A 25,836-nucleotide genomic window follows, 5' to 3' on the forward strand; every position below is an offset into this window, starting at 1 on the left:
AGCGATGAGCAGAAGACTTTTCGTAATGGGAACGGGTGCGCCTTCTTATTCTTCCCAAACCCAGCGTAAAGGGTCGCCAAAGTCATCGTAGATGATTTTTTTCTTAGGGCGTTTTTTGACGGGGCTTGTTGGTGGCGATTTGCTGTGTTTTCGTTGTTGAATCGCCGCAACAACGTGATTTAATGGCGTGCGATCTTGTTTCGGCTCGTTAAAGCCTAGGTGGCTCGTGTTATACTTGCCATCAACTAAACCAGATTCACCCATGTCGACTTGCTGGATCGTTCCGTTTTTCTTGATAAATTGATCTACCAGAGATTCAAGTTCTTTTCGTGTGTCTCTCTTTGTGGTTTTTGGTTTTATCATAGTGTTTTGGTTTGGGAAGATCCTATTAGAAATCGATGGGTTAAAAAATGATCGTAATCATCCATATTAAACGTAAGAGGTAGCTGGTGTCTATTAGCAACTTAATTGTGCATGAGATTCAAAAACAGGAAGGCGAGCGTAAAGCGATATTGATTGCGCGCCCAAATGAGAACCCTGTTGATGGACAGGCGGAAGCGCTGTCCGCTCAGGTAACGAATCTATTTAATCGTTCTGGTATGAATACCGGACGTTTTGTTAACCCTCAAGGAAGTGAGGAGGGCGCGCAATTACCCGCTTTACTGTTTAAGCATTTTAAAAGCGATACTTTTGTGGATTTTGCGGGGTTCAGCAAAGACTGCGCGGCGGAGTACCTAAAGTATTTAGAGCCGGTTGAGGAAGCGGAAGGTGGCTTGTTGTGGTTTAACCATTACGAATTACACGACACGCACTTTTTATACATAGTGATGTTGAAGCGCAAAAAAGGCATTGGCCTTGGTGCAGATCTAAGTTTGTCACAAATTGAACAAATTGAGATGGAAAAGCTGCACATGTCACTGCGTATTAATTTGACAGCGTGGCAAGCGGGTGATGAAGGTCGTTATATTTCGTTCCGTTTTGGTCGCGCGCCTAAATTTGAGAGTGAATATTTCACCCAGTTTATCGGCTGTGATGAGCCTAAAGTAGCGGCCAAAGAAACCCGCAAGCTGGTGGATTTGACCTCGGCGTTTTGTCAGTCAGAGGGAATGCCCTCCAAACAAGCGAATGAATTTAAAAAAGTGGTGTCTGAGCATTGCCAAGCGAAAGCGCAAGATCGAGAGCCATTGGCGATCAAGGACATTGCGTCTCAGGTGGAGTCTCGATTCTCTATTGAACAGGCGAATAAGTTTTTAGAAATCGCCGATTCTGATAGCTTTAAGATGGAAAAAGAAATTTTTGTCGAGAAAGCGGCGCTGAAAAAGTTGACGCGTTTGTCTGGTAGCTCGCGCGCCTTGACGATCAGTTTTGACAGTGAATTGTTGGGCGAATCTGTGGCGTTTGATGCAGACTCTGGCACGCTGACGATTAAAGACTTGCCGAAGAGTCTGCTGAAACAATTACAATCAATGTCGAATTAACACACTAACCTTAATATTAAGGTATGGCTTGCTTATAGACCCAGCAAGCCTTCTAGTTGTTTCATGGTTTTAAAGCATTCCGTTGCACCAGCAGCGGTTTGCATTTTTTCATCAAGTGTTTCGCTAAAGGCGAGCACTCTCATTCCTGCGGCTCTGCCTGCGGTGATGCCTGCCACAGAATCTTCAATTACTAAGCAATCTTCTGGTTCAACATTGAGTGCTTTGGCGGCTTTTAAGTAAAGGTCTGGTGCGGGTTTGCCGTGTTCCACATCTTCAACGCAAAAGCGTGTTGAGAATCGCTCTGTCAGCTGAATTTTATCCAGTTTGAAATTCATTTCTTGGCGTCGAGCATTGGTCGCCATGGCAATGGGGGCGGTGATTTTGCTGAGTAAATCGCGTACACCTGTAATCGGCTCTAGGTCTGCTTCGATAATGCGGTGAAAGCGTTGTCTATAGTCTTCATCAAAGTTGGTGGGGAGTGGTTTGCCGAGCAGTTTTTCAGCGTTGAGCAGGTTTTCTTTATTGGTGAATCCAGTAAATTTTGCGTGTAATGTCTCGTCATCGAGTTCGAGGCCGCATTCGCTTAACATGGTTTTTAAAATGGTATTGGATATGTTTTCTGTGTCGACAATAACGCCATCGCAATCAAAGATTATTGCTTTGTAAGAATAAGTCATAGGTAAAATGTGTTTCGTTGTGAATGAAAATGGATCATAACGAATTTGAAGGGGGTTAAGGAAGGGAGGGAGGTTTTATTATTTTTTCTCCCCTTAAAAAAGACTAACTGTTTACGCTATACTCGCACCCAATGATAATGGGTTTTGTTCTTTCAGCACTGAACAATAATAGAGACCTGTTTTAGTGGCTAGTTTGACCCAGTTGCTGAGGACGAGCGCTGGCTTTTTTGATTGCTTTAGCGGCATTCTTGAAAAAAGTAACAACGGCTTGGATACGACGAGCGCGTCTTTGACGGCGGGCGTGGTCTTCGATGCTAGTGTCTGCGTAGCCCCATTTTGCTAGTAATGCTTCGTATTGTTGTTGAGAGTCCATGGTATTCTCCTGCTTGGTTAATTAAAAATGTTGTTTTATTACAACAATACTAATACTAGAGAAGCTTGACCGATTGAACAAACGATCCTTTTTCACTTATTGGGTGAGTTTTTTTCATCCTTTTAGTATGTTGCGTATTATTTGATTTTTTTAAAGGAAAGCGCCTTGTACCAATCGTTAGAACAGTTTTCAAAGAGTTGGATTTTTAAGCGTCATGACCCAAAAGTTGAGCCGGAAGACTTGCAGCAAATTCGTTTGTTAAGTGAGCCGCGTGCAGGGCAGATTTGGCATGATTATATTAGTGATGAGCAAGTGCATCCAGATCACTTTACAGATCGTGATTGGCTAAAGAAAGCCAGTTCGCAAGCGCCAGACGGTAAGCTTCAATGGGAAAAAGCCTGGGACAGCGAACAGGCGCCGTTGCCAGATGAACTCTTGGCACATTTCTCTGCTTGGGGCGATGACACGACGGTATTTTTTTGCTGCCATAATGAGCTGGTGTTTGAGCTTACTTGGGGGGTGTTTAAGCGCACTTGGAAAGCGTTTTTATTCTTAGACAATGGGCCTATCTTAGTCGGTAAAAAGAAAAAGCAGGCGGCGCAGTTTCATACCAATGGCTGGGCGAATTTGTTGTTTAGAGTCTCTTGATGGGCGAAGTGATTACGCTGTATTGTTTTTGTTAGCTTTTTGTTTTGGTAATTCTCTTTCACAAAGGCTCATTTTCGACTGATTGCGTGGCGCCTCGTTTGCGACTGATTAAACAGCGCTTATTAAAGGTTTGGTAATAGTTAAGTAATCGCTGGCTGTGTTTTTGATGGCCCAGTGTGTCGAGCAACATGGCGGTGACTTCCGCTGTGGCAAATTGCATGGTATGGCCGGAGTGTCTAACCAGAAATGAGCGTTGTGCTTCGCTGTTTATTTCAAAATGAGGAATGTCTTTCAACCACTCGCTTTGGTGAAACATTTTACTGGCTTGCTTCCAGGTGCCATCCAGAATGATAAAGCAGTGTTTTTCATCATGACTGGTGGTTTGTGTCAGGTCTATTCTGATTGGCCTGTTTTGCGCCTGTGCCGTTGTTGTGTTGGGAAAAAGCAAGGTACAGCGCCCTTGACGACTTTTTAGATGATTAAGCAGCGCTAAAGACGGAGTCGTTCTACTCCATAAGTAGGCTTGTGTGTCGTTAGGAAATAAGTCGGCGATGAGTCTTCCACTGTTAGTCGGTTTGTGTATTTCGTCGCGATGAAATAGCAAAATGAACTCGATAGGAGAGTGCAGGCTTTCTCTGAGATGGCAAAAGCAGGCGAATTCTGCCATTAAGCAATGTGGACAGCGAATGACGTTAGCCCCTCTGGCGTTGAATGGCCGCATTGAGTCTGCTCGACATTGCGCTCGCAATGTATCAACAGTGTGTTTTTGTGGGGCGTTTTTCATCGGTGTGGACTTCCTCAGCGGTGGCGCTGTCATGATCATTTTCTTGGGTGGATTATCGTTTTTTTCTTGGCAAAGTCTAGGTGGCCACTGTTTTTTTAGGCTTGTGATAAGAAATAAAATGTCTCTAAACGGTTAAAAATATTCGCTATTATGGCCGTCTTTTGGATTTTCTTGAAAAAACCTTACAGAAAATATGCAAATACAAAGGAATGCGCTAAAACCCCCTTTTTGCTCCTGTTCGTTGTCATCAAGTCAGGATAAGGTGTCAGATATTATTTTTGCGCTATGAGTTGTCTATGAGTCGTTATATCTCTCCGGTACTGTACATTTTATTGATGTTGGTTGGGTGTATGGCGTTTGTTTCTATCGCCGGTGTTCGAGTGGGTGTGTTTGAACCATTGACGCGGTTTTCGATGTTGCGGGACAGTGTTCTTGCGTCATTGGTGCTGTCTTTGTTTGCCGTGCTGTCGTTGGGCATTTGTCGAAAAGAGAGAAATATCGCGAGCCAGCGATTCTTTGTTTTAGTGTTGATTGTGTCTTTGCTCTACAGCGTCATGTGGATTGCATTTTATTTACAGCGTTCAGGTCTGCCTGATATTAATGATGTCACTACGGATATGGAGACACCTCCGACCTTCCTAAATATCAATTTCATTCGAAAAACCAACGAAAACGATCTCAATTACAATCGAGAATGGGCTGCGATTCAGAAAAAATATTATCCCAATGTACAACCTGTTTTTTCCTCTAAGGACAAGGCGGCAGTGTATGCGCTTGTTGAGCGTTTGGTGGAAGAGCGTGATTGGGACGTAGTGGCTAAGTATTCGGATGCCGGTATGATTGAAGCAACAGCACGAACGCCTATTTTGGGCTTTCGTGACGATATCGTTATTCGCCTTACCGAGATCGATGGGGATCAGCGTATTCGGGTCGATATGCGTTCATGCTCCAGAGTGGGGCAAGGGGATTACGGCGTTAATGCGGAGCGTATCGAGTCTTTTATGGGGGATTTGTCTGAATCCTTGTCTCGTCCTGCTGTCCCTCACATCAATTTTTCTCGCTAAATTTCTTCTCGTTTTCGACCATTAGACAGGCTAAACTCTTTCAGTATCTTTCTTGGGAGAATAGTAAGGTGAGCCTTCGTCAACAACAAAAAGCCAACACGCGATCGAAAATCAAAGCCATTGCCAAGCAAGCGTTTTTAACGCAAGGCATTGAAGCAACCAGTACGCGTTATTTAAGCGATCAAGCGGGCATTGCGGTTGGCACCTTGTTTGTTCACTTTCCCGATAAACTTTCTCTTGTTAAAGATATCTTTTTTGATGAAATGGACCTAGCGCTACGGGCGGCGGTTATCGCTCAAAAAGCCAGCGCCTCTCCGATCGATTACTTGTTGCAAATGGCACAAGTGTTGTTTGATTTTTACGATCAATATGCGGAGTTTACGCGCCAAGTGTTGTTTGACAGCTTGGCGAAAGGCGGTTTTCATACCAATCAAATGATGGTGATCTCGGAAGGCATCGTTAAGCGCTTCAAGCAGATTGGGGTGGATGAAAAGACCGCCAATATTTTTGCAGAAAACATGATCGCTAATTATTGGTTTGTGTTATTAAGCGCGGTGCCAAAAGGTGTTCTGGGGCAAGACGCGATTGAGCATTTACAACGGATGAATTTGCCGTTTGAAATGTCTTATCGAAACGCGCTAAAAAAGACAAGCTAATGCGGCGCTAGCCAAGCTCATTGGCTTTTCGATAAGGGCCTTGGTAATCGAATAACCTTTCTGTGACTTGCCAGTGTTGTTTTTGTTTTTTGGCAATGACGAAATCGGGCGTTGGCAGGTAAGGTAAAAAACGCTCCACTTCTTCAAGCGTATCAAATGCAATGGCTTGGCTGCCGTTTGCTATTCTGCGTGCAAACAAGTCGTTAAATACCTGTCGTGATTTTTTATACTGAAAACGAAAGGTTTCTGACAAGGTTAGGCCATCTTCATCGTGATAAGTGATTTTCAAGCTTTTGTCTTTCGTATTTATTTCCGGTGTCATGCCAGAACAGCGCAATACTTTGTTGTCTTTTAAGTTAAGCGCGCTTCTTAATAAATCGTCTGGATCAATCAGTTTCTCTGCACAATGCTGGCATTGGCGTGCGGCGATGTCGTTTTCTTCGTTGCAATGAGGGCAGCGTTTAAAGCGAAAACGGTAGCGGCATTGCTCTTCTGTATTTTCTGTTTCTATCAGGCCATGACAACGGCGCCCAAAGTGCTCAAGGACGTTGCCTTCGGCGTCTTTTCGTCCCCAAAAAATATTGGCAAAATCGCAGACTGGGCAATGTATTTGCACGGCGACGGCGTCTTGAGCGGGGCGCTTTTCACCGATTTCAGGTTGGAAAATATTGTAGCCGTTGTTGGTGTAATCCAAGATGAGACAGTCTTTTTTGCCTGGGCTTAAGCGCAAACCTCGACCGACAATTTGTTGAAATAAACTGATCGATTGCGTAGGGCGTAAAATGGCGATCACATCGACGTGTGGGGCGTCAAAGCCGGTGGTTAATACGGACACATTAACAAGGTATTTAATGTCTTTGGCTTTAAACGCCGCGATTAGGGAATCCCGTTGCCTGAGTTTGGTCTTGCCGGTAACGAGAGCGGTTTTATCCGCCGGTAGGTAGCTGGCGATTTCCTTGGCGTGGTCGATGGTGGCGGCAAAAATCATCACCCCTTGGCGGTCTTCGCTGAGCTGTAATATTTGCTCGGTCACGGCTTGAGTGACTCTTGGGTGTTTGTGTATTAATTCGTTTAAAGCAATGTCATCGGTATTTTGTTCGCCGTCCAAACTTTCCGTTAATAGGCTGAAGTCATAATGGGCGATGGCGGCATCGTAATGGATTGGCGGGGTTAAATAACCGTTTTTCACCATGTGTTGCAGTGGCAGTTCAAAGATACATTTTTTAAAAAAGCCATCTGGACAATCACGAGTGTAACCATGGTAATGGTTTTGGTAAATCCAGCCGCTGCCAAGGCGATAAGGCGTGGCGGTCAAACCAAGGATTTTTACGGTTGGGTTGAGTGCGCGAAAATGCTCAATGGTTTTGTTGTATTGGCCGCTGTCTTCCATGCCAACGCGGTGGCACTCGTCGATGATGATCAAGCTGACAGGCTCGTTAAAATCAGCAAGGTTCGCGCAGATAGATTGAATGCTGGCAAAGGTGGTTTTTTCTGTGCTGTTTTTTTGCTTTAAGCCCGCTGAAAAAATACCCGCAGAAGCCCCCGTTGCCAGAAACTTAGCGTGGTTTTGTTCGACCAATTCTTTGACATGGGCCAAGCAAATAACACGACCTTTTGCCAATCGACTGAGTTCTGCGATGACTAGGCTTTTTCCCGCCCCAGTGGGAAGTACAACGACAGCAGGGGTATTATGGTTGCGAAAGTGTTCCAAACACGCGTTAACGGCTTGAGTTTGATAGTCGCGTAATTGGAATGTTTGGCTCATGGTTGTTTCAATCTATGTGGTGAAATCTTGATGTCTTGTGTACAGGGCTACAGTATCATAGTGGCTTTCGTAATTTTGCCTTTTTACTAGGGGTTTTTATAAGTGACGACGCTATTTATGTCCACTGAAGTCTTGCCAGCTAAAGGCCTTTATGTCGAAAATTCTATGCCTGCTTTTAGTCGAGAAGAGCCTTTTGCTAATTTATTAATGGATTTGCAGACTAAGGGCTGGAGTGTTCAGGATGATTTCTTTTCAGTTGAGTTTACTCAAGCCTTGATGGACGAGGCTGAAAGCATACAAAGCGCCTTTATGTTGCAGGCGGGTGTGGGGCGAAAGCAAGACCATCAAATCGTCTTGGACGCTCGTCGGGATTATATTCAGTGGATCGATCCAGACCAACCCATTCGTAAAGATTTTTTGAAAATGATGGCCGATTTGCGCGTGGCGTTGAATCGTCGACTGTTTCTTGGGTTGTTTGATTATGAAGCGCATTTTGCACGCTATGAAGAGGGCGCGTTTTACGAAAAACACATCGATGCTTTTAAAGGTGAAAGTAATCGTATTTTGTCTACTGTCTTGTATTTAAACGACGATTGGAAAGAGGGAGAGGGCGGCGAGTTGGTTATTTACGATGAGCATGATCCGACGGTCGAAGTGGGGCGTTTTTTTCCGAAAAAAGGCCGATTGGCGGTGTTTCTTAGTGAATGCTTTTATCATGAAGTGATTGTGGCGAAGCGGACGCGGCACAGTATCGCAGGCTGGTTTCGAGTCAATAACACCACTGGAGCAACGCTTGATCCAGATCAATAGTCTCTCTTCATTTTTATGGCTAGAGTCTCTATAATACGCGCCTTGTTTAATTGCTCTGGTTTTACGTTCCAGACCGCATAGGAGAAATGTATGTCTAAAGTGGTTGTTTGTGCCCTTTATAAATTTGTTGCCTTACCTCATTTTGAGTCCCTTCGTGAACCCCTACAAAAAACCTTAGAAGATAACGCTATTCGCGGCACGCTGTTGCTGGCGAGCGAAGGTATTAACGGCACGGTGGCGGGCTCTCGTGACGGCATCGATGCCATGCTGGCTTGGTTAGATCAGCAGCCCGGTTTGGATAAGATTGTCACTAAAGAGTCTTATGACGAAGACATGCCTTTTTACCGCACAAAAGTAAAATTGAAAAAAGAAATTGTCACCATGGGGGTCGAAGGCATTGACCCTAAACGCGTGGTGGGCACTTATGTTAAGCCACAAGACTGGAATGCGCTGATTTCTGACCCTGATGTGGTATTGGTGGATACGCGTAACGATTATGAAGTGCAAATTGGTACCTTTAAAAACGCCGTCAATCCAAAAACAGAAACCTTCCGTGAGTTTCCTGCCTATGTGAAAGAAAACATGGATCCGGCTAAGCACAAAAAAGTCGCCATGTTCTGTACCGGTGGAATTCGTTGCGAAAAATCCACGGCTTACATGTTAGAGCAAGGTTTTGAAGAGGTGTATCACCTTGAAGGCGGCATTTTGAAGTACTTGGAAGACGTGCCGAAAGAAGAAACCTTATGGGAAGGTGAGTGTTTTGTTTTCGACAATCGTGTGTCAGTAAATCACGATTTGCAAAAAGGCGAATACGACCAATGTCACGCCTGTCGTATGCCGATTACGGAAGAAGAAAAACAAAGCGAGCATTATATTCAAGGCGTCAGTTGTGTGCATTGTGTTGACAAATTCACCGATGAGCAGCGTCAGCGTTTTATCGAGCGCGAGCGCCAGGTGCAGCTTGCCCGTTCCCGCGGTGAAGAACACATTGGGGCGCAAGTACTGGACGCGGTAGAAAAACACCGTTTAGAAAAAGCCTTGGAAAAAGAGCGTCAACGCAATGTGCGTGATGCCAAGGTGAGTGAGTCTCTTTAAGAATTTCGCCCGGCTTAGTCGGGCGAATTCTCTTCTAAATCCAAGCTATTGATCTTTATAGTGAAGTTTTTGGGTTATTTGTTTCTATTACCTGTCATCCTCTGTACTAAGAGTGGTTTCGAAATTGTTCGGACTGCCGTACAATAAAAAATCGCTTTTTATTAGCCAGTATCCATCATGAGTTATCAAGTTTTAGCACGTAAATGGCGTCCGCAGACGTTCCTTGAAATGGCCGGGCAGGATCATGTCCTGCAAGCCTTGGTGAATGCGCTACGTCAACAGCGTTTGCATCACGCCTATTTGTTTACCGGAACTCGTGGGGTGGGTAAAACCACCATTGCGCGGATTTTTGCGAAATGCTTAAACTGTGAAACCAATGGCATTTCGCCTGAGCCGTGCGGAACCTGTGATAGTTGCCGAGAAATCGCCGAAGGTCGCTTTGTGGATTTGATCGAAGTGGATGCGGCGTCTCGCACCAAGGTAGAAGATACCCGTGAACTGTTAGAAAACGTGCAATACGCGCCAACCCGAGGGCGCTTTAAAGTCTATCTGATAGATGAAGTGCACATGCTCTCGACGCATTCCTTTAATGCCTTGTTAAAAACCCTTGAAGAGCCGCCAGCACACGTCAAATTTTTGCTGGCCACCACCGATCCGCAAAAGCTTCCGGTGACGGTGTTGTCCCGTTGTTTGCAGTTTAATCTTAAAAATATGTCACCGCAGCGCGTGGTCGATTATTTGCAAACCGTGCTGACCACCGAGCAAGTTAACTATGATCAGCCAGCCCTTTGGCAAATTGGCCAAGCGGCAAATGGCAGTATGCGTGATGCCTTGAGTCTAACCGACCAAGCGATCGCTTTTGGTAATGGGACGATTTCGGAATCTGGTGTCACCGCCATGTTGGGCTTGGTAAATCAGGCGCAAGTATTGGATTTACTAGAAAGTGTGGCGGCTAAAAATGCCGCACAAGTGCTGACTCGAATAGAGCAGCTTGCGGATTATCAGCCAGATTTTACCGCGATTTGCGGTAGCTTATTAGACGTTTTACACCGTGTCGCCATAGAGCAACAAGTGCCCGGTGCATTAATGGATCAGCTTGGGGATTTGGCGCGTATTCAAAACATGGCGGCCAATGTGAGTTCTGAAGAGATACAAATTATGTATCAGAGCTTATTGATTGGTCGTCGTGACTTGCATTTGGCGCATTCTGCCCGGGCCGGTTTTGAAATGCTGATGCTAAGGTTGATTGCCTTTCGCCCTGCGCCGCCAATGGTCGTCAACCATAGCGCGCCGCCAGTGGCGTCGGCTGAGTCGGTTAATCTAACGGCAGAAGCCGATTATCCGCCGCCGATGGCAGAAAAAAAAACATCAATTACTGAGCCAGACGTTGCCGCAATTGAACCCGTAGAGCAGGTGGTTGAAAAAGAGCCTGCGCAACCAATCACAGCGGCAGAGCATCCGCCTTGGGAAGACGCGCCACAGCCTTTAGTCGTTGATAATTTGGCCGTTGAAGAGACGGTTGTCGAAGATACGGCGGTTGAAAATGTGGCGGTTGAGAGCGAAAGCATCCTCCATGAAAGGGGGCAAAACGGTGCTGATAAAGAGATCGAGTCTGTCAGTGCTGACGATTCTGAGCATCTTGATACAGCGGAAATAGACCAGAGTGAGCCGACCGAATCCGCTTCTACGCTGGCCGCTGAAGCTAAGCCAGACAATCAAGCTAAGCCAGACAATGAAAGCCAGTCAGAACATAAGCCTTTTGTTGTTGAGGAAGGCCCATTCGTTGAAGGTCGCTTAGATGAAAGTGACGACGATGAAGACGAAGAAGAAGCGGAAGAGCGCGCCATTGCGGATGTGATCGATCCCTTTAACCCCGCCGCAGACTTAGTCGACGCATTAGGCGCAGAACCCATTGATTCAAGTGGTGCCGAAGAAACGGCAAGCAGTGATGATAAAGCAACCACAGGGCGTTTATCAAAAGTGCCGGATACCATCGCTCAACCCGCATTAGCGATGCCCTTGCCTGAGTTAGATCATTACAATCAGTTGACGATGCAGCTTTGGTGGCTGGTGGCGCCGCGTTTGCCTTTGACAGGATTGGTGCAAAATATTTTAATGAACTCCAGCTTGATAGACGCCAGTGAACAAGGTATTCGTTTAGAAGTGCCTTTAGAATATGGGCACATGTTGAACCAAGTACGTTATGAACAAATACAAGGCGCCTTGAGCGACTTTTTCGCCATGACGGTGCCGTTGATTATCGACACAGTGGAAGACACCAGTGGTGTGACCGCAGAAGAATTTGCCGCCAGCAAGCGAGCTGAAGCCTTGCAGGTGGCCATTGAACATTTGAATTCACATCCAGTTGTGCAAGCTTTATCGGCAACGATGGGTGCACAATTGGTTTACGATACCGTTAAGGTTAAAGCTTAATTTGGAGAGCAAGGTTATGTTTAAAGGTGGTATGGGTAACATGATGCGCCAAGCGCAACAGATGCAAGAAAACATGCAGAAAGCGCAAGAAGAAATCGCCAATATGGAAGTAGAAGGACAAGCGGGCGCGGGTCTGGTTAAAATCATCATGACAGGTCGTCATGATGTGAAACGGGTTTCTATCGATGATTCTTTGTTTGCAGATGACAAAGAAATGCTAGAAGACTTGATTGCCGCGGCCGTTAACGATGCGGTACGCAATATAGAAGTGACGCAAAAAGAGAAAATGGCCTCGGCAACGGCCGGCATGTCTTTGCCACCTGGTTTTAAGATGCCTTTCTAGGAGCGAGCTTTGTTTAGTCCCTTAATAAAAGAGTTGATTGAATCTTTGCGTTGTTTGCCGGGAGTTGGGCCAAGATCGGCGCAAAAGATGGCGTTGTATTTATTGGAACGTGATCATCAAGGGGCGGATAGACTGGCCAATGCATTGCGTGAAGCGCTCGACAAAGTCGGGCGTTGTTCGAGTTGTCGTACTTTGACAGAAGAATCAGAATGCGGCATTTGCAAAGACCCCGAGCGCGATGCAAAGCGTTTGTGTATTGTTGAAACACCGGCGGATGTGGTGGCGATTGAGTCGGCTGGGACTTTTACCGGGCGCTACTTTGTTCTGTTGGGGCATTTGTCACCGATTGATGGCATTGGCCCAGAAGAGTTAGGTTTAGATCGTTTAGAAGCCTTGGTTCAGCATAATGACGTGGAAGAAGCCATTATTGCCACGAACTCGACGGTAGAAGGTGAAGCGACTTGTCATTATATCGCTGAAAAATTAAAAACATTGAACATCAATGTCAGTCGTATTGCCCATGGTGTGCCTATGGGTGGTGAACTGGAGTACGTTGATGGAAACACTCTGGCGTTAGCGCTAGAGGGACGGAAGAAACTCTAGTATGAATGATCAAGATGATGCGCTGAATATTGTGTGGGTAGCGGACAACGAATCGCTGGCGAGTTGGTGTGATTACTGGGCGCAATTGCCGGTGATTGCGGTTGACACTGAATTTATACGTCGCTCTACCTATTTTCCGATTACGGGCTTGCTTCAAGTGAGTGAAGGCGACAAAGCTGTGCTCATTGATCCATTAACGATTGATGAGTGGCAACCGCTTCGTGACTTAATTGTCAATCCATCGGTGATGAAGGTATTCCACGCTTGTTCCGAAGATATGGACGTTTTTGAGCGTTTGTTGGGCGTGTTGCCAACGCCATTTTATGACACGCAAATTGGTGAGGCGTACGCCAGTGCACAATGGTCTTTAAGTTATGTGAAGCTGATTCATGAGTATTTGCAGATTGAAGTGGCAAAAGACGAAACCCGTTCGGACTGGATTCAGCGCCCGTTAACCGATGCGCAGAAACGTTATGCGGCGCTAGACGTGGTGTATTTGGCAAAAGTCTACCCGATGCAAATTGCCCGTTTAGAAGCCAAAAACATGCTCGAATGGGTAATCGAAGACTGCGAGTCATTGAAGTGGCAATATCGGATGAATGCCGATCCAGAACAAAACTGGAATGCGGTCAAAACGGCTTGGCGTTTGTCTCCTGCGGGGTTAACGCTATTGCGCCTGCTGTTTATTTGGCGTGATGAGCAAGCTAAAAAAGAAGACGTTCCAAAAGGGCAGATTTTAAAAGATCGTACCTTATGGTCATTGGGTAAAATTCTACCGACTCACCATAAAGCGATTTCTGAGGCGGAAGAAATAACCGGCCGTCAGCACCGTTTGTATGGGGAAGTGATCTTGCAAAAGGTTGCCTTGGTTAATGAATTGTCAGCGGATGAATATCAGCTGCCTTTGGAGATTCCTTTGCCGTCTAAGGCGGGAGAATTAACCAAAGCGGTTAAGGCCTTTGTTCGAGAGCGCGCCGAAGCCTTGAGTATTGCCCCAGAAGCCATGATGAAGCGAAAACTGCTAGACCCTTTAGTGCGTCATTTATTTGATGGCACTGAGATAGATTGGCAGAACCCAGCGTTAACTGGCTGGCGCCGTGATGAAATAGTTGATCCGGTGTTGGAGACATTTAAAAAGCCCTAATCTAAAAAGCCTTCGTTTAACAGGCTTTAACATGGCGCTACGTCGTCAAGAGAAAACTATGAAACAGCAGCATTTAATCGTACAAGTGTTCCGTTCAGCTAAGCATGATGGTATGTACTTGTATGTGGAAAAAAGTATTGGTCTTAAAAAAGTGCCAGAAGAACTGATGACACGCTTTGGTAAAGGCATTAGTGCCATGACCATGTTATTGACCAACGAGAGCAAGTTAGCCCGCGCGACACCTGAAAAGGTCGCAAGTGAGATTCGGGAAAAAGGCTTTTATTTACAACTGCCGCCAGCAAAGGAAGAGTACTTGTTGGATCTGTATAAAACACCGACACAAGCGGTTTATTAACGACTTGGATTAACAGAATGATTGCTAAGCGTTACGAACCTTTTTGGAAAACCACCGCATTGGAGCAGATGTCGCCTGTTGAGTGGGAGTCTATTTGCGATGGTTGTGGGAAATGTTGCCTGCAAAAGTTGCAAGACGATGAAACGGACGCCATTTATTATACCAACCTTTCTTGTCAGCAGCTTAATATTACCAGTTGTCAGTGCAAGGTATACGAGACTCGCCACGCCAAAGTCGCCAGTTGTATTACCTTAACGCCAGACCAAATTGAAGCGTTTCAATGGTTGCCCGATACCTGCAGTTATCGTGTTTTGCATGAAACCAAAGACTTGCCTGATTGGCACCCTTTGGTGGTTGGAAGCGATAAGGAAATGCTGCGCCAAGGTTTAACGGTTCGACATTATGCCGTCGATGAGCGTAATGTTGACGAAGATGAATGGGAAACCCATATTATTAAGTGGGTGCATGGAATGCCGGAGCCGTATGATTTAACGTAAAACGGGTCGCTAATTTCAACAAAGTAAAGTGGTTCAAGGAGTTCGCAGACGTGAAGTGGTTGAAAGTAAATACTGTGTTGTTAGTGGCTGTTTTGTCCTTTTGGGCATCGTTTAGTCAAGCGGATACTCAATTTCGTGTCATTGTGGATGCCTCTGGCAGTATGCTGATCAGCGATCCTGATAAGCTGACGTCTGAGGCGCTGCGCCTTATTTCAAGCCTAGCGCCGGAAAAGAAAGCCTCTTTAGGGATTTGGTTGTTTGGTGAAAAACCGCGCGTACTCTTACCAGAAGACATCATTAATAAAGCCAATAAAGCCAAGCTCGCCAGTTATGTCGATAGCTATGTCACTCAAGATGTCGGAACCGATTTAGAAGCCATTATTAGGTTGTTATTAGAAACACCCGACTCAGGCGATTTGTCGCCTGAGGTGACGCGTCATTGGATTTTGGTGACGGATGGTATGGTGGATATCAGCCTAGACGACGCAGTGAATAAAGCCTCTCGTGATCGCATCCTGAATGAACTGACTGAAAAGCTCGAAGCGCGAGGCATCCATCTTCATAGTATTTCGATGACAGGCTACACAGACAAGGCCTTATTGGAATCACTCTCTCTAAGAACCAACGCGATTTATACCGAGGTAGCGCTACCAGAAGACCTTTTAGATGCCTTTGAACGCATCTTCACACAGGCCTCACCATCGGATGAATTACCGTTTGATGGCAATCGTTTTTTGGTCGATGACAGCATTGAAGAACTCACTTTGCTCGTATTTCATGAAAACAACAGTACACAGCCGATTATTTTGCAGCCCAATGACATCACATTGCCTTTGGTAAATAAGCAAAATGTCTCTGTATCGGTTTCTGATCATTATACCTTAGTCACAGTGCTGGACCCTGCGGCAGGAGAGTGGCAGGTGAATAATGTGGACATAGCGCGGAGCAGCGTGAGGGTGATGACGGATCTCAGCGCCCAGGCCACGAGCATTGCGCCGGTTATTTTCGAAAACGAAGCCTTTTCCTCTGCCGTCGGCTTGTTTCAAAGCGATAGCATTATTAAAGATGATGCAGTATTGACGTTGGTGGACGTAACGCAAACGTTAAGACGCTTGAGTGGCGAGACAGAAGAAGCGGTTTTTACGCAGGAGATGAGGCGCACCAGCGGTCAATTTGAACAGCAGATAGAAGGGATTATCGAACCGGGCAATTATGAATTAGTCAGCGTGGTTGACGGGCAAACTTTTTCTCGACAACTGAGTCAATATTTTACCGTGCATCCAGCGATTGAATTTTCCGGAAGTCACCCTGGTGACAATCTGGTCTCCTTCGTCGCCAAGCCAGTCAACTTAAAACTGAATGTGTTGCGTTCTAATATCAAGCTGGAATTTTCCTACAACAATGGCACGACGAAAACCGAAGAGATGCCATTAATAGGGCAAGGGCACTGGGAAAAAATCCTACCGGTCTCGCCCAACGAAAGAATGAAAGTCCGAGCGCAACTGATGGCGATGACACAAGCTGGGTTGCGCTTTGATTACTGGACACCTTACTGGCACGTTTATCGAGAAGGCGACAACCCACCTGTGGTTGGTCAAGGGGAGCAAATGTTTGCAGACACCTTGTTGGCGCCAGTAGCATCTTCTAACGATAGTGTGCAAGCAATGTCGGTTGCACCGAGCATTTCAGTTGTCGACGACGCTCAAGACAGCCCGGATGTTTTAGCGGAAGCGAATGGGGCAGACGCGGATGAGTCGAAGGTCGATAAGACTGAGAATGAAGCAGACAAACTGTCAGCACAAGAATGGACTCTCTATGTAATATTAAATGTAGGGGCTATTTTTATTATCGGTGCGGGTGTATTGCTGTATCGCCGCATGAAAAAAAACAAATCAATAGAGAGAGATGATCTAGACGATGTGTGAGTTATTAGGCATGAGCGCCAATGTGCCAACGGATATATGCTTTAGTTTTTCGGGTTTGCGTGCCCGTGGCGGACGCACTGGTCCTCATAAAGACGGCTGGGGCATGGCCATGTACCGTGATGGTGACGTATGGGCGATTCATGACCCAAGGCCAAGCGCCGATTCGGATATGGCCGAAGTCATCAGCAACACCTCATTAAAGTGCGACATCGTGATCAGCCATATTCGACAAGCAAACGTCGGAGCCGTGTGTCTGTTAAATACCCATCCCTTTAGTCGACTACTGTGGGGTAAAACCTGGACCTACGCTCATAATGGACAATTAGACGCGGCGGATTCGTTACCTATTTCCTTTCACCACCCGTTAGGCAGTACCGACTCTGAACGGGCTTTTTGTTGGATCATCGAGCAGCTACAGGCGCGCTTCGGTGAGCATGAGCCAGCACTGAATGAACTGTCTTCCAAACTGGCCGAACTGGCCTTGCAATTAAAATCCATGGGCGTATTCAACATGATGCTCTCTGACGGTGTGCGCTTATACTGTTTTTGCACCACCAAACTACACTGGATTACCCGCCGTGCCCCTTTCAAAAAAGCCACCTTGTCTGATGAAGACGTGATAGTCGACTTCAAAGAAGTCACCACAGACAAAGACGTCGTCACCGTCATCGCCACCCAACCACTCACCCACGACGAAACTTGGCAACAAATGACAGAAGGCGAACTGTGCGTGTTTGAAGGTGGCGAAGTGGTCAGCCAGATTAAAGTGAGCAACTTAACAGCAGCCCTATAATTTATCGGCAAGGCTTCAACGCTGACATCCAAGCAAATAGCGTTAGTCTTCGAAACTTGTCGAACACACCTCACCCGTAGGCCTGCATGAGGGAGTACGACCGTAATCAGGCGTGTGACGTTATTTAGCCTGTAATTGATTGATTTATATTATTTTTTTGTAGGTCGTGGCTTTAGCCCGACAAGGCGTAATTTGTCGTGCTTTAGTTTTGTAGGCCTGATGAGGGGAGGTACGACCGTAATCAGGCGTATGACGTTATTTAGCCTGTAATTGATTGATTTATATTGTTTTTTTGTAGGTCGTGGCTTTAGCCCGACAAGGCGTAATTTGTCGTGCTTTAGTTTTGTAGGCATAAATGCACGACATGATTATCGTTTGACCTCGCTTATGGGGTTTAACGAGTTATGGCTGCTAGAGACATATTTTCACATTCGTAGGGCACGATAAGCGCAGCGACTCTCAATTTTTTTAAAATACCGTAGAAAACGTAGTTTTCATTGTTTTGTCGATAGAGCAATAAATCAGTGAAGGATAAGGCTTGTCGATTGAGTGAGTGAAGTCGACGTAAAAAAGAGGATAGAACAAAGTAAAGATGACGTATTCAGGGCTGATCGTAGTGACCGCCAATAGCGAATATATAAATAGACCTTTCGTCGAACCGATATATTAAACGATCTTTCTGTGATATCCGCTTAGACCATAGGCCAGAGAGGTTGTGCTTTAGTGGTTCAGGTTTCCCCAGACCGGAAGAAGGGTCGTCAGATCGCAGCATTTCCTTAAGTAATTTGCACAAGGCCCTGTGTAATCGTTTGTCCTTTTCGCGCACAGCCTCATACGCCTCCCAGGTGTTGCCTTCAAATACCAGTGATCTCATCCATCTGCTCGTCAGTCGGTTGATAGCCATTGCCACGGGTGTGTGTTTCAAGAGAAGCGGCAATTTGCAGCATGAGGTTCTTGCTTTGCAGAACGTGAAGCGTTTCCTGTTCTTGCTCCCAGTCGTCGGCGCTCATCACCACGAAAGCCTCTCCGGCTCTTCGGGTTACCTTGAGCGGCTCATGTCTGTTAATCACTTGCTCTACAACGCTCTTCAGATTATCTCTGAATTTGTTTACACTGATCGTATCCATAACGGCACCTTGATGTACGGGGTTTCCGTACAAGTATACGTGAAGAGCCATAACAGAGCCAAGTACGGCGACCGCTTTTTCGTTGCGGTTTTGACTTCTCTACAAAGTCGTCCGTGTTGGTGGCGTTAATTATGCTGCCGGTATCGTGTTTACTTGATTGAACTATGGTGAAGTGAAAAATGAATAAATCAGTGCTTTATCAATTTTTTGGGGCCTAAGTTTTGTGGATTATTACTATATTGTGTGCCGAGGTGGAATGATGACAGTAACATTAGATGACATAGAATTGGCGATTGAGTTTGCTTCCTCTGGTTGCGGAGACTGTGAAGCTTATCTTGATACCCAAAGTGGTACTATTTATTACATTGCTGATGCGGTTGAAGAGCCAATACCAGATGATTTGCATGACAGCGATCAGTATTTGCAAATTCCGGAGAAACGCGAATTTGATCTAGGTAGGTCGCTGGCCATTCGTTTTACATCAGAGAAGATTCCAGAACACCTTGATACTGTCTATGAGATGTTTCGTCGGCAAGGCGCGTATTCGCGCTTAAAAGATTTTTTAGACTCGTTAGGGTTATTAGATGCTTGGCATGCCTACGAATCGTTAGCGTTAAGGGAAGCGACAATAGATTGGTGTAAGGCTAACAATATCCAGTTTAGCAGCGGCACGTAGCAAATAAATGGCGACTAGCAATAGGGCCGCCATCACATCTTAATAGCTGTAATTAAGTAAAGTGCCAATCAAACACGTGGCATTTGCCGTCAGTGTGAAATGAAAACGATTATTGAAATAACAGAGTAGAAAAAATGATTAATGATAACGATGTAATTGATACTTTAGACGAGCTTGAGACATTTTTGCGTTTGGTTGAGGCGGGCGGTTTGGGTCTTAACAATGTGTCTGGTGTGGCCTTGGCGACAAATAATGCCAATGGTCGTCCGTTTGTGGCGGTGTTGGATGACAATCAGCAATTGTTGCTAGGTCGTTGGGTGACCGTTGACGTGTTTGAAAATGGCAAAGACATGGTGCGTTACGGTATGAAAAAGTCGCATTAATTACCCCTCCCTAGCCCTCCCCTTGGAAGACATAAGGGGAGGGGACTTAGTTTAGAGCTCCCGCCTTGGAAGAGATAAGGGGACTTAGTTTAGAGCTCCCCTTGGAAGAGACAAGGGGAGGGAAGCTGTTTGCTCTTCCCCTTACTAAGGGGGGCCGGGAGAGGGTTATCAATGGTAATTTACTGAACCAGTTCGTTGTCGGTGAATTCACCTTCGAACAAGACAGTAGACAAGTAGCGTTCGCCAGAGTCTGGCAATATCACGACGATTTTCTTGTCTTTAAACTCTGCAAGCTGGCTCAAACGTTCTGCCGCAACCACGGCGGCACCACACGAAATACCACACAAGATGCCTTCTTCGCGCATTAGGCGTTTCGCCATGGCGATGGCGTCTTCATTGGTGACTTGTTCAACGCGATCCACTATAGAAAGGTCTAGGTTTTTGGGTATAAAGCCCGCGCCAATGCCTTGGATTTTATGTGGCGTTGGAGTGGGTGTTTCGCCATTCAAGGTTTGCGTAATAACCGGCGAGTTGGTTGGCTCAACGGCCACACTGATAATGGCTTTACCTTGAGTGTTTTTAATATAACGGCTTACGCCTGTAATGGTGCCACCAGTGCCGACGCCCGAGACGAGCACATCGATTTCGCCATTGGTGTCTTGCCAAATTTCTGGGCCGGTGGTTTTTTCATGAATTTCTGGGTTTGCTGGGTTGTCGAATTGTTGCAGCAAGACGACGTTCTCGTCTTGGGCAATTTCTTCGGCTTTGGCAATCGCGCCTTTCATGCCTTTTGCGGGTTCCGTTAGCACGATAGTCGCGCCAAGGGCTTTCATCACTTGGCGACGTTCTACACTCATGCTGGATGGCATAGTAATGGTAATCGGATAACCACGAGAAGCGGCCACGAAACACAAGGCAATACCCGTGTTACCGCTGGAGGCTTCGACAATGGATTTGCCCTTGGTCAGAATGCCTTTCTTTTCGGCATCCCACACCATGTTGGCGCCGATGCGGCATTTTACTGAAAAAGCGGGATTACGAGATTCGAGCTTGGCCCAAATATTACCATTGCCGATACGGTTCAAACGTACGAGTGGCGTATTGCCAATGGTAAGAGAGTTATCTTCGAACACTTGATGAGACATACCATTTCCTTTTTGATTGGTCTGATGAAGGTGGCAGCAGCGTATTAGATACATTGCTAATCTTGTTCACTATAACCCTTACCTTGGGATTGATGTTAGAATTTACAACCATATCGATAGAGGTTTTCGTACCACGACTTAGCTTTGTTTAAAGCACAGTGCCAAGACCGCTAATACAAAACGGCGCGTTATTTACTGCCACAATTCTTTCTGCGCCAAGTAAAAGGATACAAGTTTACCTATCATGCCGACAAATGCCGTAATGACGCGCGATCGTCATCTAATTGATCAAAAACAAGCACAGCTTACTAAGCGTCAAAAGGATGGTTTGCCTTTTGATAAGATGCAATCTGAATTGAACGCTTTGATTGAAAAGTCTGAGACCTTGTACCAAGCTCGTTTGTCTCGTCTGCCTAACATTACCTACGATGAGAGCTTGCCGGTTGCCGCTCGTGCTGACGAAATCATCAAGGCGATCCAAGACAACCAAGTCATTATTATCGCCGGTGAAACCGGATCGGGTAAAACCACTCAGTTGCCTAAGATGTGTTTGCAGGCAGGTCGTGGTATTGCGGGTCTGATCGGTCATACGCAACCTAGACGAATTGCCGCTCGCAGTGTGGCGGAACGTATCAGTGATGAGCTACAGGTTAACCTAGGTGAGCAAGTGGGTTTTCAGGTGCGTTTTAGCGACGAGAGCAACGCAGAAACCCTCATCAAACTGATGACCGATGGTATTTTGTTGGCGGAAATCCAACAAGATAAACGCCTTTATAAATACGACACTATTATTATCGATGAAGCCCATGAGCGCAGTCTTAACATTGATTTTCTGCTGGGCTATTTAAAACAAGTCTTGGCCGCGCGCCCTGACCTAAAAGTCATCGTCACCTCGGCGACCATTGATGTAGAACGTTTTTCCGAGCATTTTGAAAACGCGCCTATTATTGAAGTATCAGGTCGGACTTATCCGGTTGAAGTACGTTATCAGCCACTGATGAGCAAGTCTGACTCGGAAGAATTAGATGAAGACCAAAGCATGGAGCAAGGCGTGTTAGACGCGGTTGAGCTGTTGATCGCCGAAGAGCGTCAGTCTGGTTATCGTGGCGCGGGTGACATTCTGGTGTTCCTGCCGGGAGAGCGAGAAATCCGCGAAACCGCCGAAATTCTGCGTCGCGCTGAGCTGCGCAATACCGAAGTCTTGCCCTTGTATGCTCGATTGAGTGCCAGCGAGCAACAACGCATTTTCAAATCCCACTCTGGTCGTCGTATTGTGTTGTCCACCAACGTAGCGGAAACCTCGTTGACTGTGCCAGGGATCCGTTATGTGATTGACCCTGGTTTAGCACGCATTAGTCGCTACAGTGTGCGTTCTAAAGTCCAACAATTGCCGATTGAAAAGATCAGCCAAGCTAGTGCCAACCAAAGGGCAGGGCGATGTGGTCGTGTGGCGGATGGTATTTGTATTCGCTTGTATGACGAAGACGATTTTAATAATCGCGCTGAATTTACCGATCCAGAAATTTTCCGTACCAACTTGGCGTCGGTTATTTTGCAGATGGCGAATCTGAAACTGGGCGCTGTGGAAAAATTTCCTTTCGTGGAAATGCCAGATAAACGCATGATCAACGACGGTTATCGGGCGTTAACCGAGCTGGGTGCTTTGGACAAAGAGCGACTGACGCCGATTGGTCGTCAGCTGGCGAGGTTGCCTATCGATCCGAAATTAGGCCGCATTCTTATTGCCGCCGAGCAGCACAGTGTGCTTAAAGAAGTGGCGATCATTGTTAGCGCCTTGTCGATTCCCGATCCTCGCGAACGCCCACAAGATAAGAAAACCCAGTCCGACCAAGCCCACGCGGTCGATAAAGACGAAGATTCTGATTTTGCCGTGTTTTTGAATTTGTGGGAGCGTTTTGAAGAACAACGCCAAGCCTTATCGCAAAATCAATTACGCCAATATTGCCGTAAGCAATTTTTGAACTTTATGCGCCTGCGTGAATGGCGAGACATTCACCGCCAAATTATGATTGCCTGTAAGCAGCTTGGCTTTAAAGAAGTTCACCATGAAGAGCGCCATTATGAAGCGATTCACCGTGCTTTGTTGGCGGGTATGTTTACGCAAGTGGCCAATAAAATGGAAGACAGCAAAGAAATGCTGGGTTGTCGTTCGCGCAAATTGGCGATCTTCCCCGGCTCCATGTTGTTCAAAAAACCACCGCAATGGATCATGGCGGCAGAATTAGTCGAAACCACTAAATTGTATGCGCGAGTCACGGCTCGCATCGATCCGGCTTGGATAGAAGAATACGCTGCGCCCTTTGTGAAGCGCCAATACTTTGATCCGCATTTTGAGCGCAACCAAGGCCGCATCATGGCCCATGAACAAGTGTCGCTTTATGGCTTGGTTATCGTGGCGAAACGCAGTATTGATTACGGTCATGTGAACCCTGAAGAAGCGCGTGAAATCTTTATTCGCTCTGGGCTGGTGGAAGGCGAGTTGCGTACTAAGCAGGCCTTTTTCCGTAAGAACAAAGCCTTGATGGAGTCGTTAGAAACTCAAGAAGCCAAGTTACGAAAACGCGATATCTTAGTCGACGACGAAACCGTGTTTGCTTTTTACAACACCCGTTTGCCTGAGCATGTGCGCAATCTAAAAAGCTTAGAGCATTTTGTCAAAACCGCGCCTGATGCTCTGCTAATGACGCGTGAGGATTTGATTAATCAAGATGTCAGTGTCGACGATCATGCTTTCCCTGATTCCTTTGGTTTAAATGGCGTGGCCTTGCCGATTGATTATAAGTTTGACCCCGGCCAAGAAGCAGATGGTGCGACGCTTAAAGTGCCAGTTGGTTTATTGCGTCAGTTGAGCTTAGAGGATCTGGGCTGGGCCGTGCCCGGTTTTATCAAGGAGCGTTGCGAAGCCTTGCTGCGCGCTTTGCCCAAAGTATTACGTCGCCGCTTTGTGCCGATTCCGCAGTTTGTTGATCGCGTATACCCAAATTTGTCAAAAGACAAAGGGGATTTGCTGGAACAATTGAGTTTGCAGATTAAGCGCGAAACCTTGATCGATATTCCACTTAATGAATGGAACGCGGACAAACTCGATTCGCATTTGACGTTGAATTTAGAAGTAGTGGATGAGCGCGGCAAAGTACTTGGTGTGGGTAAAAACCTCGCGCAACTGCAAACGCAATTTAGCGACCTTGTAGAAGAAAGTTTTGCCAAGTTTGGTACTAAGCAGCATGAACAAGAAGGCTTAACGGCTTGGCCAGAGCAGGGCATTCCTGAGCGCCAAGAAATCAAACAAGCGGGCATCAAGGTCACGGCGTTTCCTGCGTTAGTCGCGCAAGGCGATCATGTGTCATTGAAGATGTTTGATGATCAAAATACCGCGCTGGAAACCCATCGCAAAGGCGTGATTACTTTGCTCAAGCTAACCTTGAGCAAAGAAGTGCGTTACTTGCAGAAAAATTTGCCGCACTTAAAAGAATCCATGTTGATTTTTTCGCCCTTGGGCCAGAAAGAAGCCTTGTTGGAAGATTTACTGAATGCCGTGCTAGATAAAGTTTTCTTAGATGGTCGGCCTTTGCCCCGCACCAAAGCGGAATTCGAGCATTGTGTGTTGAATCACAAACCACAATTGGTCAGCGTGGCGAACGACATGGCAGGCCAGTTGTATCGTGTGCTGTCCTCTTATCAAGCTGTGGCGAAGAGAATGAAAGGCAGCATTCCATTGCCTTGGACTCGTATTTACGGTGATATTAAAGTCCAACTGGAACAGCTGATCTATCCCGGCTTTATTGGTAACACGCCGTTGTTTTGGCTGGGACAATTGCCGCGTTATTTTAAAGGCATAGAAGTGCGCTTAGAGCGTTTTCAAAACCATTTGAACAAAGAAAACGCAGCAGTGTCTGAATTGGAAGGTCTTTGGCAGACCTATATTAGGCAGAAAAAAGCCCATGACGAAAAAGCCCTGTATGATCCAGAGTTGATCAAATATCGCTGGATGTTAGAAGAATATCGAATTTCATTGTTTGCTCAATCCGTTGGCACCTTAGAGCCAATTTCGGATAAACGTTTGGCCAAACAATGGCAAGAAGTTAAAAAATTGGTTTGATTGATAGATAAGATTTTTTTAGTTAGACGCCGTGCGAAGTCTTACACGTTAAGGATAGTGAAAATGTTTAAAGTAATAGGTACTTTACTTTTTGGCTCTATGTTATTGCTTGTGCAATCTTGTGCTCAGGTGCCAGTAGAAACCAAAGAAGATCCATGGGAAGGTTTTAACCGCTCTATGTTTACCTTTAATGATGCTGTTGATGGCGCTGTATTAAAGCCAGTCGCAGAGGGGTATAAGGCGGTGACGCCGAATCCTGTACAGAGAGGTGTGAGTAATTTTTTCTCTAACCTTGGCGAACTTGGCAACATCAGCAATAATTTGCTGCAAGGCAAATGGGATGAAACCGCGTCGTCGACCTTTCGTTTCCTTATCAACAGTACTGCGGGTTGGTTCGGTATTTTTGACGTGGCCAGTGAACTGGGGTTAAAGCGCTACAAAGAAGATTTTGGTCAAACTTTAGGGTATTGGGGAATCTCCTCTGGCCCTTACCTTGTGTTGCCTTTTTTGGGGCCTTCTACGGTACGCGATACGTCCGGTTTTGTGGTTGAATATTCGTATTTAGAAGACACGGAGATATTGAACCTTAATAGTGATGAAAAATTAGGCGTGCTAGGGTTGGATATTGTCGAAACTCGCGCTCGTTTGCTCAGTGCAGAATCGATGATAATCGGTGATCGATACAGCTTTATTCGAGATGTGTATTTACAGAGTCGCACGCACGATGTACACGGCAGAACCCCGCCTCAGCAAAACCAAGTGCAAGAGGATACCGCGTTGGATGGCAGCTGGGAGGAGGATGATAGCTGGGGAAGCGATAGCGTAAGTGATGACAGCTGGGAAAATGACAGTTGGGAAAACGATAGCTGGGCAGAAGATGAATACGGCGATGAGGCGGTGAACAGTGTGCCATTAGAAAGCCAATCCGAGTGATCTGATATA

26 protein-coding genes are annotated in these 25,836 nt (G+C 46.1%); 18 read left to right on the top strand and 8 right to left on the bottom strand.

Going from position 1 to position 25,836, the window contains the following annotated elements; translation table 11 throughout:
• Positions 1 to 45 precede the first annotated feature (45 nt).
• On the bottom strand, positions 46 to 363 hold the full coding sequence (locus J8N69_RS15170) for a hypothetical protein (RefSeq protein WP_168826546.1): 318 nt from the start codon (positions 361 to 363) through the stop codon (positions 46 to 48).
• 86 nt (positions 364 to 449) lie between these two features.
• Here J8N69_RS15170 and J8N69_RS15175 point away from each other — a divergent pair, with 86 nt between their 5' ends.
• Complete coding sequence (locus J8N69_RS15175; protein ID WP_168826544.1) at positions 450 to 1,478, top strand: nucleoid-associated protein; 1,029 nt, start codon at positions 450 to 452, stop codon at positions 1,476 to 1,478.
• Positions 1,479 to 1,510: 32 nt separating this feature from the next.
• Here the strand turns inward: J8N69_RS15175 and J8N69_RS15180 are convergent, their stop codons facing one another.
• A complete protein-coding gene (locus J8N69_RS15180) occupies positions 1,511 to 2,155 on the bottom strand; it encodes an HAD family hydrolase (RefSeq protein ID WP_168826542.1) in 645 nt (214 codons plus the stop codon).
• Between the two features lie 181 nt (positions 2,156 to 2,336).
• Entirely contained in the window at positions 2,337 to 2,528 is a 192-nt protein-coding gene (locus tag J8N69_RS15185) for a hypothetical protein (RefSeq protein WP_168826540.1), read from the bottom strand.
• Positions 2,529 to 2,693: 165 nt separating this feature from the next.
• On the opposite strand from J8N69_RS15185, the gene J8N69_RS15190 reads away from it, so the two are divergent.
• Positions 2,694 to 3,176, top strand: a complete 483-nt coding sequence (locus J8N69_RS15190) for a DUF2947 family protein (RefSeq protein ID WP_168826538.1) — start codon at positions 2,694 to 2,696, stop codon at positions 3,174 to 3,176.
• Between the two features lie 58 nt (positions 3,177 to 3,234).
• Here the strand turns inward: J8N69_RS15190 and J8N69_RS15195 are convergent, their stop codons facing one another.
• A complete protein-coding gene (locus J8N69_RS15195; protein ID WP_168826536.1) occupies positions 3,235 to 3,960 on the bottom strand; it encodes a tRNA-uridine aminocarboxypropyltransferase in 726 nt (241 codons plus the stop codon).
• 296 nt (positions 3,961 to 4,256) lie between these two features.
• Between J8N69_RS15195 and J8N69_RS15200 the strand changes: the two genes are divergently transcribed.
• Both J8N69_RS15200 and J8N69_RS15205 read left to right on the top strand, forming a co-directional pair.
• Positions 4,257 to 5,024: a DUF1499 domain-containing protein gene (locus tag J8N69_RS15200; protein ID WP_168826534.1), complete on the top strand. Its 768-nt coding sequence runs from the start codon at positions 4,257 to 4,259 to the stop codon at positions 5,022 to 5,024.
• Positions 5,025 to 5,092: 68 nt separating this feature from the next.
• On the top strand, positions 5,093 to 5,680 hold the full coding sequence (locus J8N69_RS15205; protein WP_168826532.1) for a TetR/AcrR family transcriptional regulator: 588 nt from the start codon (positions 5,093 to 5,095) through the stop codon (positions 5,678 to 5,680).
• 7 nt (positions 5,681 to 5,687) lie between these two features.
• Here J8N69_RS15205 and J8N69_RS15210 read toward each other — a convergent pair whose 3' ends face one another.
• Complete coding sequence (locus tag J8N69_RS15210) at positions 5,688 to 7,445, bottom strand: DEAD/DEAH box helicase (protein ID WP_168826530.1); 1,758 nt, start codon at positions 7,443 to 7,445, stop codon at positions 5,688 to 5,690.
• A 117-nt stretch (positions 7,446 to 7,562) separates the two neighbouring features.
• Here J8N69_RS15210 and J8N69_RS15215 point away from each other — a divergent pair, with 117 nt between their 5' ends.
• From J8N69_RS15215 to J8N69_RS15260, 10 genes are all read left to right on the top strand, one after another.
• A complete protein-coding gene (locus J8N69_RS15215) occupies positions 7,563 to 8,255 on the top strand; it encodes a 2OG-Fe(II) oxygenase (RefSeq protein ID WP_168826528.1) in 693 nt (230 codons plus the stop codon).
• Between the two features lie 90 nt (positions 8,256 to 8,345).
• Complete coding sequence (trhO, locus tag J8N69_RS15220) at positions 8,346 to 9,350, top strand: oxygen-dependent tRNA uridine(34) hydroxylase TrhO (protein WP_168826526.1); 1,005 nt, start codon at positions 8,346 to 8,348, stop codon at positions 9,348 to 9,350.
• Between the two features lie 177 nt (positions 9,351 to 9,527).
• On the top strand, positions 9,528 to 11,783 hold the full coding sequence (gene dnaX / locus J8N69_RS15225; RefSeq protein ID WP_168826524.1) for a DNA polymerase III subunit gamma/tau: 2,256 nt from the start codon (positions 9,528 to 9,530) through the stop codon (positions 11,781 to 11,783).
• A 16-nt stretch (positions 11,784 to 11,799) separates the two neighbouring features.
• Positions 11,800 to 12,126 (top strand): YbaB/EbfC family nucleoid-associated protein, encoded by a 327-nt coding sequence (locus J8N69_RS15230; protein WP_168826522.1) that lies wholly within the window; start codon positions 11,800 to 11,802, stop codon positions 12,124 to 12,126.
• Positions 12,127 to 12,135: 9 nt separating this feature from the next.
• Entirely contained in the window at positions 12,136 to 12,729 is a 594-nt protein-coding gene (gene recR / locus J8N69_RS15235) for a recombination mediator RecR (protein ID WP_168826520.1), read from the top strand.
• A 1-nt stretch (position 12,730) separates the two neighbouring features.
• Positions 12,731 to 13,873: a ribonuclease D gene (rnd, locus tag J8N69_RS15240; protein WP_168826518.1), complete on the top strand. Its 1,143-nt coding sequence runs from the start codon at positions 12,731 to 12,733 to the stop codon at positions 13,871 to 13,873.
• A 58-nt stretch (positions 13,874 to 13,931) separates the two neighbouring features.
• Complete coding sequence (locus J8N69_RS15245; RefSeq protein ID WP_168826516.1) at positions 13,932 to 14,228, top strand: YcgL domain-containing protein; 297 nt, start codon at positions 13,932 to 13,934, stop codon at positions 14,226 to 14,228.
• A gap of 17 nt (positions 14,229 to 14,245) precedes the next feature.
• Positions 14,246 to 14,725 (top strand): YcgN family cysteine cluster protein, encoded by a 480-nt coding sequence (locus tag J8N69_RS15250; RefSeq protein WP_168826514.1) that lies wholly within the window; start codon positions 14,246 to 14,248, stop codon positions 14,723 to 14,725.
• Between the two features lie 50 nt (positions 14,726 to 14,775).
• On the top strand, positions 14,776 to 16,650 hold the full coding sequence (locus tag J8N69_RS15255; protein ID WP_168826512.1) for a vWA domain-containing protein: 1,875 nt from the start codon (positions 14,776 to 14,778) through the stop codon (positions 16,648 to 16,650).
• Positions 16,643 to 17,443 (top strand): class II glutamine amidotransferase, encoded by an 801-nt coding sequence (locus J8N69_RS15260; RefSeq protein ID WP_168826510.1) that lies wholly within the window; start codon positions 16,643 to 16,645, stop codon positions 17,441 to 17,443. Before J8N69_RS15255 ends, J8N69_RS15260 begins: the two co-directional genes overlap by 8 nt.
• Positions 17,444 to 18,044: 601 nt before the next feature.
• Here the strand turns inward: J8N69_RS15260 and J8N69_RS15265 are convergent.
• Both J8N69_RS15265 and J8N69_RS15270 read right to left on the bottom strand, forming a co-directional pair.
• Entirely contained in the window at positions 18,045 to 18,347 is a 303-nt protein-coding gene (locus J8N69_RS15265) for a Txe/YoeB family addiction module toxin (protein ID WP_332461492.1), read from the bottom strand.
• Entirely contained in the window at positions 18,298 to 18,570 is a 273-nt protein-coding gene (locus tag J8N69_RS15270; protein WP_168826576.1) for a type II toxin-antitoxin system Phd/YefM family antitoxin, read from the bottom strand. The genes J8N69_RS15265 and J8N69_RS15270 overlap by 50 nt, the downstream gene beginning before the upstream one ends.
• 259 nt (positions 18,571 to 18,829) lie before the next feature.
• On the opposite strand from J8N69_RS15270, the gene J8N69_RS15275 reads away from it, so the two are divergent.
• Positions 18,830 to 19,246 (top strand): UPF0158 family protein, encoded by a 417-nt coding sequence (locus J8N69_RS15275; protein ID WP_168826506.1) that lies wholly within the window; start codon positions 18,830 to 18,832, stop codon positions 19,244 to 19,246.
• A gap of 134 nt (positions 19,247 to 19,380) precedes the next feature.
• Positions 19,381 to 19,629: a hypothetical protein gene (locus tag J8N69_RS15280; protein ID WP_168826504.1), complete on the top strand. Its 249-nt coding sequence runs from the start codon at positions 19,381 to 19,383 to the stop codon at positions 19,627 to 19,629.
• A gap of 179 nt (positions 19,630 to 19,808) precedes the next feature.
• Here the strand turns inward: J8N69_RS15280 and cysK are convergent, their stop codons facing one another.
• Positions 19,809 to 20,774 carry a cysteine synthase A gene (gene cysK / locus J8N69_RS15285; protein WP_168826502.1) on the bottom strand — a complete coding sequence of 322 codons (966 nt, stop codon included), beginning with the start codon at positions 20,772 to 20,774 and terminating at the stop codon, positions 19,809 to 19,811.
• 244 nt (positions 20,775 to 21,018) lie between these two features.
• Between cysK and hrpA the strand changes: the two genes are divergently transcribed.
• Positions 21,019 to 24,894 carry an ATP-dependent RNA helicase HrpA gene (gene hrpA / locus J8N69_RS15290; RefSeq protein ID WP_211085129.1) on the top strand — a complete coding sequence of 1,292 codons (3,876 nt, stop codon included), beginning with the start codon at positions 21,019 to 21,021 and terminating at the stop codon, positions 24,892 to 24,894.
• 63 nt (positions 24,895 to 24,957) lie between these two features.
• Positions 24,958 to 25,827, top strand: a complete 870-nt coding sequence (locus J8N69_RS15295) for an MlaA family lipoprotein (RefSeq protein ID WP_168826500.1) — start codon at positions 24,958 to 24,960, stop codon at positions 25,825 to 25,827.
• Positions 25,828 to 25,836: the final 9 nt, after the last annotated feature.

This window comes from Marinomonas profundi, assembly GCF_020694005.1.
Lineage (GTDB): Bacteria > Pseudomonadota > Gammaproteobacteria > Pseudomonadales > Marinomonadaceae > Marinomonas > Marinomonas profundi.